At 70.7% G+C, this 14,588-nt stretch carries 11 protein-coding genes; 8 read left to right on the forward strand and 3 right to left on the reverse strand.

From position 1 onward, the window contains the following. Nucleotides 1–701: 701 nt before the first annotated feature. The gene (locus ACFWR9_RS20105) at nt 702–1,973 is read right to left on the reverse strand and encodes an RNA-guided endonuclease InsQ/TnpB family protein (RefSeq protein ID WP_383843817.1); all 1,272 of its coding nucleotides are present in this window, start codon (nt 1,971–1,973) and stop codon (nt 702–704) included. 219 nt (nt 1,974–2,192) lie between these two features. Between ACFWR9_RS20105 and ACFWR9_RS20110 the strand changes: the two genes are divergently transcribed. The 8 genes from ACFWR9_RS20110 to ACFWR9_RS20145 all read left to right on the forward strand — a co-directional run bounded on the left by ACFWR9_RS20110 (nt 2,193) and on the right by ACFWR9_RS20145 (nt 12,494). Continuing rightward, on the forward strand, nt 2,193–3,359 hold the full coding sequence (locus tag ACFWR9_RS20110) for a mandelate racemase/muconate lactonizing enzyme family protein (RefSeq protein WP_383843820.1): 1,167 nt from the start codon (nt 2,193–2,195) through the stop codon (nt 3,357–3,359). Beyond that, a complete protein-coding gene (locus ACFWR9_RS20115) occupies nt 3,356–4,366 on the forward strand; it encodes a zinc-binding dehydrogenase (protein ID WP_383843823.1) in 1,011 nt (336 codons plus the stop codon). Before ACFWR9_RS20110 ends, ACFWR9_RS20115 begins: the two co-directional genes overlap by 4 nt. Nucleotides 4,367–4,512: 146 nt before the next feature. After that, nucleotides 4,513–5,484, forward strand: a complete 972-nt coding sequence (locus tag ACFWR9_RS20120; RefSeq protein WP_383843825.1) for a hypothetical protein — start codon at nt 4,513–4,515, stop codon at nt 5,482–5,484. Nucleotides 5,485–5,582: 98 nt separating this feature from the next. Then, nucleotides 5,583–6,692 carry a multiple monosaccharide ABC transporter substrate-binding protein gene (chvE, locus tag ACFWR9_RS20125; protein WP_383843828.1) on the forward strand — a complete coding sequence of 370 codons (1,110 nt, stop codon included), beginning with the start codon at nt 5,583–5,585 and terminating at the stop codon, nt 6,690–6,692. 32 nt (nt 6,693–6,724) lie between these two features. Next, entirely contained in the window at nt 6,725–8,284 is a 1,560-nt protein-coding gene (gene mmsA / locus ACFWR9_RS20130) for a multiple monosaccharide ABC transporter ATP-binding protein (protein ID WP_383843831.1), read from the forward strand. Next, nucleotides 8,281–9,525 carry a multiple monosaccharide ABC transporter permease gene (gene mmsB / locus ACFWR9_RS20135; protein WP_383843834.1) on the forward strand — a complete coding sequence of 415 codons (1,245 nt, stop codon included), beginning with the start codon at nt 8,281–8,283 and terminating at the stop codon, nt 9,523–9,525. The genes mmsA and mmsB overlap by 4 nt, the downstream gene beginning before the upstream one ends. Nucleotides 9,526–9,588: 63 nt before the next feature. After that, nucleotides 9,589–10,737, forward strand: a complete 1,149-nt coding sequence (locus ACFWR9_RS20140) for an aldose epimerase family protein (protein ID WP_383843836.1) — start codon at nt 9,589–9,591, stop codon at nt 10,735–10,737. 134 nt (nt 10,738–10,871) lie between these two features. Next, the gene (locus ACFWR9_RS20145) at nt 10,872–12,494 is read left to right on the forward strand and encodes a pyridoxal phosphate-dependent aminotransferase (protein ID WP_383843839.1); all 1,623 of its coding nucleotides are present in this window, start codon (nt 10,872–10,874) and stop codon (nt 12,492–12,494) included. Between the two features lie 20 nt (nt 12,495–12,514). Here the strand turns inward: ACFWR9_RS20145 and ACFWR9_RS20150 are convergent, their stop codons facing one another. After that, the gene (locus ACFWR9_RS20150; protein WP_383843842.1) at nt 12,515–13,789 is read right to left on the reverse strand and encodes a lytic transglycosylase domain-containing protein; all 1,275 of its coding nucleotides are present in this window, start codon (nt 13,787–13,789) and stop codon (nt 12,515–12,517) included. 47 nt (nt 13,790–13,836) lie between these two features. Next, nucleotides 13,837–14,583, reverse strand: a complete 747-nt coding sequence (locus tag ACFWR9_RS20155; RefSeq protein ID WP_383843845.1) for a hypothetical protein — start codon at nt 14,581–14,583, stop codon at nt 13,837–13,839. Nucleotides 14,584–14,588: the final 5 nt, after the last annotated feature.

Here is a 14,588-nt window from a genome sequence, read left to right on the forward strand (position 1 = left end):
GGGGGGGGGGGGGGGGGGGGGGGGGGGGGGGGGGGGGGGGGGGGTGGGGGGGGGGGGGGGGGGGGGGGGGGGGGGCGGCGCCCGGGGGTGGGGCGGCCGCCCCCCCCGCGTCGGGGGACTTCGACGGGGACGCCGATGCCGAGGTGGAGGCGTCCGGGGACGGGGTGTCCGAGGTGGTGGTCGTGCCCGAGGTCGCGTCGGCCGGGACCGCCGACCCCTCCTCCACCTCCTTCGTCGCCTCGCCGTCCGCCGTCTCGCCGCCGGCGGCGGCAGGGCGAGGTGGCGAGTGCGGGGCGTCCGTGCCGAGTTCGGCGAGGCTGAGTCCGCCGGCCGCCAGGACGAAGCCCGCGGTGACGAGCAGGGTCCGGCGGCGGCGCCTGCGGTGCGCGGCGGCCTTGCGGTCGCGGCGGCTGGACCGGGCGCCGGGCGGGGCGTCGTCCGGTGCCTCGTCGGCCGCGTCCGTGTCGTCGGCCAGCCGGGGCGAGGTGACCGCCTCAGTCGCCGTCAGGGGCGCTTCGGCGGTGCGTAGTTCTTCGACGGGCGTGCCGCACCCCGGGCAGGCGAGGGCGCCGTTGAGGTGCCGTCGGCACGGGTTGCAGTAGTCCATGACGCGAGAAGGCTAAGTTCCGCGACGGTGAGGATTCTAGAGAGCGGCTGTGAAGGTTGTTTGACATCCTCCTCCTGTCAAATGAGGAGGATTCCTACCCAGAGGGGTTGAGGTTCACGGACGCTCGAGCGGTCGGTGCCGCTGTCATCCCTCCGGCACCGGCTGCACGCCGGGGGCGGGGAATGCCGCCCTGTCCTGCCGCGACGTTTACTGCTGCGTTCTCATCGGCGTTGCAGCTGAACCCGCAGGACACGCAGACGAACTCGGCTTGACTCTTGCGCGAGTTCTTCTCGATCCACCCACAGGCACTGCAACGAAGCGAGGTGTACGGGGCGGGTACGTCCTCCACCCTGTCAGGAGCCTTCTCTCCGGTACGACGGCGCAGCAGGCCCCACCCCTGGGCGAGTATCACCCGGTTCAGCCCAGCCTTCTGCCGCACCTGCTTGCCGGGCTGCTCGACCGTCCCCTTCGCCGAGGCGGTCATGCTCCTGATGTTCAATCTCTCGAACCGCATCAGGCGGTAGGTGCGAGCGAGCATGGTCGAGACCTTCTCGCACCAGTCCTTGCGGCGGTCCGCCTCCCGGGCTTTCAACCTGGCGACTTTCGCGTTCTCGTCGCTCTTACGGTCACTGCCCTTCGGCGCGCGGGCCGCGCGGCGCTGGTGCTTGCGGATCTGTGCCCGCTCCCGGGTGGTGAGTTGCGGGCAGTTCAGCCTCCGCCCGTCAGACAGAGCGGCGGTAACCGCTACACCGCGGTCGATACCGACAGTCTTGCCCGCGCCCGGCGCCTCGACCGGTTCGGGGATCACGGCGAAGGCAATGTGCCACTGGTTGCTGCGGAACGTGACCCGAAACGTCTTCGCCGAGGGCAGCTCAGTGCGGGTGAGGCGGAAACGAACCCAGCCGCAGCCGGGCACCTTCACCTGCGCCCACCTGCGGTTCAGCTTCTGCATCACCACCGACCGGCCCATCACCTGCCTGCCGGTCCTTGGGTTCAGCTTGGGTGAACCATCCGACTCGAACTCTGGGGCCCGGTCCGTGCCAATGACACGGAAACCCTCATGCCGGAACCTCTTCCGCCAGGTCGGAGCACCAAACCCGGAAGCGACCTTCGCACTCTTGGCCTTTGCGAAGTCCTTCAGCGCCTGCTGCTGCACATCAGTGTTTCCGGCCTGTAGCCACTCGTTCTCGCGGCGGGCCTCGGTGAGTTGGCGGCACTGCTCAGCAAAGCCCGGGGCGGACTTCCTCCCTGGCTTCCAATTCGCGTGCTGCTCGACGGCCAGATTCCATACATATCGGGCGTGCGTGCAGTGCCCGAGCATAACGCCCGCCTGCTCACCCGTCGGATACATCCGGAACCGCGACATGCGGCCAACGTAGCTCAGCAACCCGCCCCCTCTCTGAATCCGGCCGCGCTCACCTGAATGAGCGACCGACTCCGTTCTCGTCGTGTCCGCGCCGCACCTTCGAAACTGCCGAAACCGTTATGTGTCCGACCCATTGACACTCCGACCACCCCGTCCTTACTGTCACGCCAGCATTTCGAACGAGTGACGAAATATCGAACAGAGCGAGAGGCAGCCGCCGTGCGCATCACCGGAATCAGCACACACGTGGTCGGGACGCCGTGGCGCAACCTGACGTACGTCCAGGTGCACACCGACGAGGGCGTCACCGGCGTCGGCGAGACCCGGATGCTGGGGCACACCGACGCGCTCGTCGGCTATCTGCGGGAGGCCGAGGCGAACCACATCCTCGGTTCCGACCCGTTCGCCGTCGAGGACCTGGTGCGCCGCATGAAGTACGGCGACTACGGCCGCGCCGGCGAGATCGTGATGTCCGGCATCGCCGTCGTCGAGATGGCCTGCTGGGACATCAAGGGCAAGGCCCTAGGCGTCCCGGTCTGGCAGCTGCTGGGCGGCAGGGTCACCGACAAGGTGAAGGCGTACGCCAACGGGTGGTACACGACCGAGCGCACCCCGGAGGCGTACCACAAGGCCGCGCAGGGGGTCATGGAGCGCGGGTACCGGGCGCTGAAGATCGACCCGTTCGGCACCGGGCACTTCGAGCTGGACCAGCGGCAGACGAACTACGCCGTGTCGCTGATCGAGGCCGTGCGGGACGCCATCGGGCCCGACGCCGAGCTGATGCTGGAGATGCACGGCCGGTTCTCGCCCTCCACGGCCGTCCGGCTCGCGCGCGAACTCGCGCCGTTCAAGCCGGCCTGGCTGGAGGAGCCGGTCCCGCCGGAGAACCTCAAGGCGCTGCGGAAGGTCGCCGAGAAGGTGGACATCCCGATCGCCACCGGTGAGCGCATCCACGACCGGATCGAGTTCCGCGAGCTGTTCGAGGACCAGTCGGTGGACGTCATCCAGCCCGACGTCGGCCACATCGGCGGCATCTGGGAGACCCGGAAGCTGGCCGCCACCGCCGAGACGCACTACACGCTCGTCGCGCCGCACAACGTCGGGGGCCCCGTCCTCACCGCCGCCTCCCTCCAGGTCGGCTTCACCTCACCGAACTTCAAGATCCTGGAGCACTTCAACGACTTCGCGGACGCGGAGATCAAGAAGGTGGTGAAGGGCGCCCCGCAGGTGGACCCGGCGGACGGCTGCTTCCACCTGTCCGAAGCGCCCGGCCTCGGCGTCGAGCTGGACACCGACGCGGCGGCCGAGTTCCCGCAGCAGCAGGCCCGGTTCGACCTGTGGGCCGAGGGCTGGGAGCAGCGCAAGCCCAAGGGGACACAGGGATGAGCGGCGCGGTCGCGGTCGTCGTCGAGGCGCCGGGGGCACACCGGCTGGTGCCGCACGAGCCCGGCGAACCCGGCGCCGGCGAGGCACTGGTGCGGGTGCACGCCGTCGGGATATGCGGCAGCGACCGCGAGGTCTACCAGGGCAACCGGCCCGAGGGATACGTGCGTTACCCGCTCACCCCCGGACACGAGTGGTCCGGGACCGTGGAGCGGACCGGCGCCGGGGTGCCCGCGTCGCTCGTCGGCCGGAAGGTCGTGGGCGAGGGGTTCCGCAACTGCCAGGTGTGCGACCGCTGTCACGTGGGCGAGACGACGCTGTGCACGGCGGGGTACGAGGAGACGGGGTTCACCCGGCCGGGCGCCATGGCACCCACGCTGACCCTGCCCGCGCGCCTGCTGCACGTGCTGCCCGACGACGCCGATCTCACCGCCGCCGCGCTGCTGGAGCCCGCGGCCTGCATCGCCGCCGCCGCGCTGAAGGCGGGCGCCCGGCCCGGCGAGCGGGTCGCCGTCGTCGGCACCGGCACGCTCGGCATGTTCGCCGTGCAGTTCCTGCGCGCCGCCTCCCCGGCCGAACTGCTCGTCGTCGGCACGCGCGGGGACCGGGAGGCGCTGTCGCGGCGGTTCGGCGCGAGCGACTTCCGCACCAAGGACCGGCCGCTCCCGGACGGCTTCGACCTCGTGATCGAGACCGCCGGGTCCGCGGACGCCGCCCGCACGGCCGCCGCGCTGCTGCGCAGGGGCGGGCGGCTGGTGCTGACCGGCATCCCGGCGCCGGGCGCCGACGGTCTCGACCCGACCGACCTGGTGGTGCGGCAGCTGGAGGTGCGCACCGTCTTCGGGGCGCCGCCGGACGCCTGGGCGCACACGGTGCGGGTCTTCGCGGCCGGCCTGCTCGATCCGCGTCCGCTGGTGACGCACGAACTGCCGCTCGACGGGTTCCCGGAGGCCATCGAGCTGGTGGGGTCCGGCGATCCGAAGGTCGGCAAGGTGCTGCTGCGTCCATGACTCCGGCCCCTGACCCCGGCCCCTGAGCCGTACGCCGGTGCGGGGGCGACCTGACGGCCTCCGCACCGGCGTACACCCACCGGGCCGCGCCGCTCGCGCCCTGAGCCGCGAACCTCGTCCGACATATCGAACACTAAGGACAGCTTGTGACCGACGCTTCCGCCCCGGCCTCCGTACGCAGGCCAGGTGAGCCGGCGCTCACCGCTCTCGGGCTGGCCGCGCCCGCCCCCGATCCCGCCGACGCCTCGCCGCACTCCTTCCCGGACGGTGGCCGCTGGCGCACCGAGATCCCTTCCTGCGAGGGGCCGGAGGCGCTGGGGGTGGTGCTGAAGGAGTCCTCGCGGCTGGACGTGCCGATCCACCGGATCAGCCAGGGCAGCGGCGTGTGGATGCTGACCGACGCCGAGATCACCGAGATGGCCGAGGCCACCGCCGAACGCGACATCGAGCTCTGCCTGTTCACCGGCCCGCGCGGCACCTGGGACATCGGCGGTTCCACCCGCACCGACTCGGGCGGGGCGGGCCTCAGGGCACGCGGCCACGACGCGGTCGCCGGCTGCGTCGAGGACGCCGTCCGGGCCACGGAGCTGGGCGTGAAGTGCCTGCTGGTCGCCGACGAGGGCGTGCTGTGGACGCTGCACCGGGCGCGGGCGGCCGGCCTCGTGCCCGCCGGCACCACGCTCAAGCTCTCCGCGCTCGTCGGCCCGGTCAACCCGGCCTCGTACGCGGTCTACGAGCGGCTCGGCGCCGACTCCATCAACGTGCCCAGCGATCTGACACCGGATCACCTGACCGAAATACGGCGGGTTTCGGCCGCGCCCATGGACCTGTACATCGAGGCCCCCGACGATCTGGGCGGCTATGTGCGCATGTACGAGATCGCCGAGCTGATCCGGCGCGGCGCCCCGCTGTATCTGAAGTTCGGCCTCGCCAAGACGCCCGGCATCTATCCGTACGGCCACCACCTGCGCGAACTGACGCTGGCCACCGCCAAGGAGCGGGTGCGGCGCGGACGGCTCGCGCTCGACCTGCTCGCCCGGCACGGGGCGGACGGGGACATGGCGCGGCTCGGCTCGCGGCTGCCCGGTCCGCTCAACCGGTTCGAGATCTCGTCATAACGTTCCGGAAACTCTCTTCACAAAAGAAGACACAGCCGCGCACAATCCCACACACCTGCTCTCGGACCGAGCCCTGACCCACATCAAGGATGATGACCATGCGCAACCGCAGAGCCGCCCTCGCCGCCATAGCCTCCGCCGCCTCCCTCGCCCTCACGCTGACCGCCTGCGGCCAGAACAGCGAGGGCGGCAGCGAGGAGGACAAGGGCGGTGCCGACGGCGCCACCATCGGCATCGCGATGCCCACCAAGTCCTCCGAGCGCTGGATCACCGACGGCGCCAACGTCGAGAAGGAACTGAAGGGCAAGGGCTACGAGACCAAGCTCGTCTTCGGCGAGGACGACCCGGACCAGCAGGTCTCGCAGATCGAGAACATGATCACGCAGGGCGTGGACGCCCTGATCGTCGCCGCGATCGACAACAAGTCCCTCGGCAACGTCATGCAGCAGGCCAAGGACGCCGACATCCCGGTCATCTCCTACGACCGGCTGATCCTCGGCACCGAGAACGTCGACTACTACGCCTCGTTCGACAACGAGAAGGTCGGCGAGCTGCAGGGCGGCTACATCGTCGACAAGCTCGGTCTGAAGGCGGGCGAGAAGGGCCCCTTCAACATCGAGCTGTTCGCCGGCTCCAACGACGACAACAACACCCAGTACTTCTTCCAGGGCGCGATGAACGTCCTGAAGCCCTACATCGACAAGGGCCAGCTGGTCGTCCGCTCCAAGCAGACCGCCCTCAACCAGGTCACCACCCTGCGCTGGGACGGCGGCACCGCGCAGAAACGCATGGACGACCTGCTCACCTCCAGCTACCGCAGCGCCCGGATCGACGCGGTGCTCTCGCCCTACGACGGCATCTCCATCGGCATCCTGTCCGCCCTGAAGTCCGACGGCTACGGCTCCGCCGACAAGCCCATGCCGATCGTCACCGGCCAGGACGCCGAGGTCGCCTCGGTGAAGTCGATCATCGCGGGCCAGCAGACGCAGACCGTCTACAAGGACCTGCGCCAGCTCGCCAAGGTCGCCTCGAACATGGTCGACGCGGTCCTGAACGACAAGAAGCCCGAGGTCAACGACACCAAGTCCTACGACAACGGTGCCAAGGTCGTGCCCGCCTACCTGCTCCAGCCGGTCAGCGTGGACAAGGCCAACTACCAGAAGGTCCTCGTCGACGGCGGCTACTACAGCGAGAACGACCTCAAGTAACCGGGCCCCCTCAAGGATTGGAAGGCACGACCATGGCGGGACCCGTCCTGGAAATGCGCTCGATCGTCAAGACCTTTCCCGGTGTCAAAGCGCTGTCGGACGTCACGCTGACCGTTCGCCAGGGCGAGGTCCACGCCATCTGCGGGGAGAACGGCGCCGGCAAGTCCACCCTGATGAAAGTGCTCTCCGGCGTCCATCCGCACGGCAGCTACGAGGGGGACGTCCTCTTCGAGGGCGACACCTGCCGGTTCAAGGACATCCGGGCAAGCGAACAGCACGGCATCGTGATCATCCACCAGGAGCTGGCGCTGGTGCCGTACCTCTCCATCGCGGAGAACATCTTCCTCGGCAACGAGCACGCCAAGCGCGGGCTGATCAACTGGAACGACACCCTCAGGCACGCCGCCGAGCTGCTGCGCCGGGTCGGTCTGGACGAGCACCCGGAGACCCGGGTCGCCGACATCGGCGTGGGCAAACAGCAGCTCGTGGAGATCGCCAAGGCGCTCTCCAAGAAGGTGAAGCTGCTCATCCTCGACGAGCCGACGGCGGCGCTCAACGACGAGGACAGCGGCAAACTCCTCGACCTGATCCTTCAGTTGAAGGAGCAGGGCATCACCTCGATCATCATCTCGCACAAGCTGAACGAGATCCGCCGGGTGGCCGACTCGGTCACCATCCTGCGCGACGGGCGCTCCATCGAGACGCTCGACGTGAAGGCGGCCGAGACGACCGAGGACCGGATCATCAGCGGGATGGTCGGCCGCGACCTCGAGAACCGCTTCCCGGACCGGACGCCGCACCACCCCGAGGAGGGGGCCGCGCCCGCCCTGGAGATCCGCAACTGGACCGTGCACCACCCCATCGACCAGCAGCGCAAGGTGGTCGACGACGTCTCCATCGAGGTCCGGCGCGGCGAGATCGTCGGCATCGCCGGGCTCATGGGCGCCGGCCGCACCGAGCTGGCGATGAGCGTCTTCGGCCGCACCTACGGCCGGCACGCGGCCGGCACCGTCCTCAAGGACGGCACCGAGATACGTACGAAGACCGTCCCGCAAGCGGTGAAGCACGGCATCGCGTACGTCACCGAGGACCGCAAGCACTACGGCCTCAACCTCATCGACACCATCAACCGGAACATCTCGCTGACCGCGCTGGGCAAGGTCGCCAAGCGGGGTGTCGTCGACGAGCACGACGAGCGGCAGGTCGCCGAGGAGTACCGCAAGTCCATGAACATCAAGGCGCCGACCGTCTTCGAGCCGGTGGGCAAGTTGTCCGGCGGCAACCAGCAGAAGGTCGTCCTCAGCAAGTGGATCTTCGCGGGTCCCGAGGTGCTGATCCTGGACGAGCCCACGCGCGGCATCGACGTGGGCGCCAAGTACGAGATCTACACGGTCATCGACCGGCTGGCCGCCCAGGGCAAGGCGGTCGTCTTCATCTCCTCCGAGCTGCCGGAGCTGCTCGGCATGTGCGACCGCATCTACACCATGGCCGCGGGGCGGCTGACGGGTGAGTTCTCGCGGGCCGAGGCCTCGCAGGAAGCGCTGATGCGTCGGATGACGAAGGACAAGACGGACAAAGAGGTAACGCGATGAGCACGGACGTGACCGCCAAGACCCCGGCCCCCGCGCCGCCCGGGAAGGGCGGGCCGACCGCCGGCGACGGCCTGTTGCGGCTGGTGCTCGACGGCATGCGCCGCAACATGCGCCAGTACGGCATGCTGATGGCCCTCGGCCTGATCGTGGCCCTGTTCGCCGTGTGGTCCGACGGCGACCTGCTGCTGCCGCGCAACGTGTCCAACCTGGTGCTGCAGAACAGCTACATCCTGATCCTCGCGATCGGCATGATGCTCGTCATCATCGCGGGCCACATCGACCTGTCGGTCGGCTCGCTGACGGCGTTCATCGGCGCGATGGCCGCCGTACTCATGGTCGACAACGACCTCCCCTGGCCGCTCGCGGTGGTGCTCTGCCTCGCCATCGGCGCGGCCGCGGGCGCGGTGCAAGGGTTCTTCATCGCCTATCTCGGCATACCGTCCTTCATCGTGACCCTCGCGGGCATGCTGCTCTTCCGCGGTCTGACGGAGATCTTCCTGAAGGGCCAGACGCTCGGCCCGTTCCCGAAGGACCTCCAGAAGATCGCCAACGGGTTCCTGCCCGAGGTCGGTCCGAACACCAACTACCACAACCTGACGCTGCTGCTGGGCTTCGCCCTGATCGCCTTCGTGATCTACCAGGAGGTCCGGGACCGCAGGCGGCAGCAGGAGTTCTCCCTCGACGTGCCGCCGGCCAAGCTGTTCCTGCTCAAGCTGGTCGCGCTGGTCGCCGCCGTCCTCACCGTCACGCTGCTGCTCGCCAGCTACAAGGGCGCGCCGGTGGTGCTGCTCATCCTGGGCGTGCTGGTCGTCGGCTTCGGCTACCTGATGCGCAACGCGATCCTCGGCCGCCACATCTACGCCATCGGCGGCAACCTGCCCGCGGCCAAGCTGTCGGGCGTGAAGGACAAGAAGGTCACCTTCCTGGTCTTCCTGAACATGGGCATGCTCGCGGCCCTGGCCGGCCTGGTCTTCGCGGCCCGGTTCAACGCGGCTTCCCCCAAGGCGGGCCTCAACTTCGAACTGGAGGCCATCGCGGCCTCGTTCATCGGCGGCGCGTCGATGAGCGGCGGCGTCGGCACGGTCCTCGGCGCGATCATCGGCGGTCTGGTCCTGGGTGTGCTGAACAACGGCATGAACCTCGTCGGCATCGGCACCGACTGGCAGCAGGTCATCAAGGGCGCGGTGCTGCTGGCCGCGGTCGGATTCGACGTGTGGAACAAACGCAGGGTCGGTTCGTAGGTCCCCCGGGCCCCGCCGGTCGAGGCGGGGCCCGCTTCTTTCCCGGGAGTACAGGAGCCGCACATGGAACTGAGCAGACGAACGGTCCTCGCATCGGCCGCCGCGGCCGGTATCACCGCCGGCGCGGCCGGCGGCACCGCACACGCCACGGGAGGCACGAAGCCGGTGAAGGAACTCTTCGGCAGACTCGCCGACGGGACGAAGGTGTACCGCTGGTCGCTGGAGAACGGCGGCACGCGGATGAAGGTGCTCTCCTACGGCGGGGCCGTCCAGTCCCTGGAGATCCCCGACCGCCGGGGCCGCCACGCGAACGTCTCGCTGGGCTTCGACAACCTCGACGACTACGTGGCCCGCAGCCCGCACTTCGGTGCCCTGATCGGCCGGTACGGCAACCGGATCGCCAAGGGCCGCTTCACCCTGGACGGCAGGCGGTACCAGCTCTCCGTCAACGACGGCGAGAACTCCCTGCACGGCGGCGCCCTCGGCTTCGACCACCGGGTGTGGGACGTCGAGCCGTTCACCGACGGCCCCGACGTCGGCCTGGTCCTGCACTACATCAGCGTCGACGGCGAGATGGGCTACCCGGGCACGCTCCGGGCGAGGGTGACGTACACGCTCACCCGGCGCGGGGACTGGCGCATCGACTACGCGGCCACCACCGACAAGGCCACCGTCGTCAACCTCACCAGCCATGTGTACTGGAACCTGGCCGGTGAGGGCAGCGGCACCATCGAGGACCACGAACTGTCGATCGCCGCCTCCCGCTACACGCCCACCGACGCGGGGCTGATCCCGACCGGTGAGCGGGCGCGGGTGTCCGGGACGCCCTTCGACTTCCGCCGGGGCAAGCCCGTCGGCCGGGACATCCGGGACGACCATCCGCAGCTGGTCACCGCCAAGGGCTTCGACCACAACTGGGTGCTGGACAAGGGCGTCACCGACCGCCCCGAGCACGTCGCCACCCTGCGCGACCCCGCCTCGGGCCGCACCCTGCGCATCGCCACCGACCAGCCCGGCCTCCAGTTCTACTCGGGCAACTTCCTCGACGGCACCCTGACCGGGACCGGCGGTGCGCTCTACCGGCAGGGCGACGCCCTGTGCCTGGAGACGCAGCACTTCCCGGACTCGCCGAACCAGCCGTCGTTCCCGTCGACGGTGCTGCGGCCCGGACAGACGTACCGGACCTCGACGGTGCACTCGTTCGACGCGTGAGGGCGTGAGGGCGTGAGGGCGTGAGGGCGTGAGGGCACACTTTCTTCACACGCGTTGAACGACGTCCCGTCCGCCTCCGTATGTAAGGGCGGCCCGCACCTCCCCGCGCGGGCCGCCCACATACGGAGGTCCATTTGTCCGGCAACGTCACCTCGCTGTTCCGCAGCACCGCGGCGCACAGCCCGTCGATGGCGGCGCTGACGCGGGAGGGCGGGGACGAGGCGGGCGCCGGCCCGGTGGACTTCTGCATTCCCTGCAATCCGTACTTCCCCACCCCGGCGATGTTCGACGAGATGGCCGTCCGGTTGCGGGACATCATCACGTACTACCCGAGCAGCGCCGACACCATCACCGCCGAACTGTGCAGCCTGCTCCAGCTTCCGCCGCAGTGCGTGGCGATGGGCAACGGCTCCACGGAGCTGATCACCTGGATCGACCACCTGCTGGTGCGGGAGTCCCTCGCCGTCCCCGTCCCCACCTTCGGCCGCTGGACCGACCAGCCCATGGAGACCGGCAAGCGGGTCGACATGTTCCCGCTCCAGGAGTCCAGCGGCTTCGCCCTCGACCTCGCGCGGTACGCGGAGTTCATCCGGGCCCGCGGCACCCGGGTCGCCGTGATCTGCAACCCCAACAACCCCGACGGCGGCTATCTGCACAAGCAGGCGCTGGTGCAGTTCATGGACGCGATGGCGGACCGGGACCTGGTCGTCGTCGACGAGTCCTTTCTGGAGTTCGCCGACGCGGAGGCGGAACCCAGTGTGGTCCAGGAGGCGATGCTGCGCCCCAACGTCGTCGTCCTGCGCAGCCTCGGCAAGAACTTCGGCCTGCACGGCATCCGCTTCGGCTACCTGGTCGCCAACCCGGCGCTCGCGGGCCGGGTGCGCGCCATGCTCCCCAAGTGGAACCTCAACTCCTTCGCGGAGTACGTGGTGTTCATGCTGCGCGACCACGGCGGCGAGTACGCGCAGAGCCTGCACCAGGTCCGTCGCGACCGCCTGGAGATGACCGGCCGGCTGTCCTCGCTGCCCGGACTGACCGTCTACCCCTCCCAGGGCAACTTCCTCTTCGTGCGCCTCCCGGTGGGCGCGGAGGGCACCGTCGTCCGGGACCGCATGCTCACCGAGCACCGGGTCCTGGTCCGCGAGTGCGGCAACAAGATCGGTTCGTCCAGCCGCTTCCTGCGTCTCGTGGTGCGCCCCCAGGTGGATGTACGTCGCCTGGTGTCCGGCCTGGAGCAGGTGCTCTACGGGTCCAGGAGGGGAGCCGCCGTGCCCGAGCCGGCCACCGGGACCGGCTACAGCTCGGGCACGGCGGCGGTGGACCGCCTGATGACCCAGACCAACGGGGCCGGCCTGCGGGCGATCGCCGCACAGGCCGCCGGTGCCGGCGTCCCGGGGATCGCCGCCGCTCCGGCCGCCGGCACCGGCATGCCGCTCCCCGCCGCGGTGCCCCCGCAGGTCCCGCCCCCGGCGCCGGTCCCCCAGCCGGCGCCGTACCCCGGGCCGGCGCCGGTCCCCCAGCCGGCACCGGTCCCCCAGCCCATGCCCGCACCGGCGCCCATGCCGATGCCCGCGCCCGCCCCCGCCCCGGCGGCGGTACCGGCGGCCGCGGCCCCCTACCCGCCCATGGGTCCCACCCCGCCCGGCGTCCCCGCCCACGGTGGCCTCACGGCCGCCCAGGTCAGGGGGACCAACGGACTGGAGTCGGTCCCGGCGACGGGCTGGCCGAACGCCGCCGGGATGGGCCGGGCGGGCTGAGCGCCGAGCTGCATCGATCGTTACTGCTCCGTCGAAGTGGGCGAGGTGGTGGACGGGGTCGGGCAGGGTGAGGCGGTCGGGGAGGCCGTGGGGTCGGGCGACGGGGTTCCCGGTGCCGGGGAGCAGTCGTCCGTCGCGGTCGGCGAAGGGCTCGGGTCGGTCGGGTCCGGCGACGGTGACGGAGTCCCCGTGGGGCTCTCGGTGGGTGTCTCCGTGGGCGGCGTGGAGGGCCCCTGGCTCGTCGGGGGCACCGTGGGGGTGGACGGGTCCGGGCCGCCCGAAGGTACGGGGCGGGAAGGCGAGGGCTCGGCGCCTCCCGGCGTCGTGGTCGGGTCCGGGCCGATGACGATGCCGTCGTCCTTGCCGCCGTCCTTGCCGCCGTCCTCCTTGCCGCCGTCCTCGCCGTCGACGGGTTCGGTCGCCGGGGTGTCGCCGCCCGCGCCGGGACTCTTCGGGACGACGCCCTTGCCGTCGGGGACGGTGTGGACGCCCCGGCGGTAGAACTCCAGCCAGTACCTGACCAGTTCCAGATAGGAGCGGGAGTTGTTGTAGCTGAGGATCGCCCGGTCCAGGTCCGCCGCCCGGCCCAGGTCCCGGTCGCCGGCGCACAGGTAGTGCCCGGCCGCCAGGGCCGCGTCGAAGATGTTGTTGGGGTCGGCGCGGCCGTCACCGTTGCCGTCCGCGCCCCAGCGGGCCCAGGTGGAGGGCAGGAACTGCATCGGGCCCACCGCCCGGTCGTAGACCGTGTCACCGTCGTGGGCGCCCCCGTCCGTGTCCCGGATCAGGGCGAAGCCCCGGCCGTTCAGCGGCGGCCCGGTGATGCGGCTCAGCGTCGTGCCCTTCCGGTCGACCGCGCCGCCGCGCGCCTGGCCGGACTCGACCTTGCCGATCGCCGCGAGCAGTTCCCAGGGCAGCCGGCAGCCGGGGTCCGTCCCGCCGACGGTGGTCTCGGCGGCGCGGTAGGCGCGCAGCACGGTGGCGGGGATGCCGGACTGGGCGCGGATCTCCCGCCCGAGCACCGGCGCGGCCGGCGTGCCGTTCCGCGTCGTCAGGGGCGGGAGTTCGGTGTGGTAGGAGCCGTCACCCGGTGGCGCGAGGGCGGCGAAGGGGCCGCCCGGCGGCGACAGGTTCAGGTCGTCGGCGGCCGGTCCGGCGTGGGTGTCCTTCGCGTCTACGGTGACGCCGGGGGCCTGGGAGGCGGTGAGGGCCGCCATGGCCGCCACGGCGAGGGCGGTGGTGCGCAGTCGCCTGCGGCTCCGGCCGGCGTACCGGTGTCGGGCACGGCGTACGGACATGGTCGTCACTCCTGTCGGATCCGTCGGAGACGTCGTGGGGGCGGGCCTCAGCGGCCGAAGGTGTCGAGGGCGGAGACCAGCCAGCGTCCGTCGCGGTGCACGACGTCGACGGCGAGCATGGCCGCCGCGTACACGCCCTCGTCCTTGGCGGCGTCCTTCTTGTCGCCCGCCCTTTCGCCTGCCTTGCTGCCGGTGGTGGCGACACTGCTCTGGTCGGCGTAGACGAGGACCCGGGCCCGGTCGCCGTCGATCCGTTCGACGGCGCTCTCGGTGACCGTCGTGGTGATCACCGCCTTCTGCCGGTCGGCCCGCTCGCGGACGTCGGCGAGCAGGTCCCGGTGCTGGGCGACGGCCTTGCCCGTCAGGAGGTCCCGCGCCGCCTTGTCGAGGGCGCCGGGGTCGGCGTGGTCGTAGGAGAAGAGCCGGTCGACGGCCTTGGCCGCCTGTCCCTTGATCTCGCTGGTGCGGGCGAGGTCGGTCAGCGCGGTGTTGCTCCGCGCGGGCTCGTCCCTGAGCCCTTCGGCCTCCGCGTGTGCCCAGCCCGCGAAGGCGCCGAGGAGCAGCGTCAGCGCGCAGAGCAGCACGAGGCCCAGTGGCCGGCGCCGTCCGGCCGGGGTGGTCGTCGCCGGCTTCGGCTTCCGCGCGGAGGACGGCTTCGGCTTCCGCGCGGAGGACGGTGGCGGCGCGTCGGCGGCCTCCGGGGACGTCAGGACGGCCGTACCGCCGGAGGTGGGCCGGGTCTCGCGGGCCTGGCGGCGCCGCTGGCGGTTGATGTGGTGACGGGTCGTCGACATGTGCG

Origin of the sequence: Streptomyces sp. NPDC058534 (assembly GCF_042717365.1) — a bacterium.
Classification (GTDB): Bacteria; Actinomycetota; Actinomycetes; order Streptomycetales; family Streptomycetaceae; genus Streptomyces.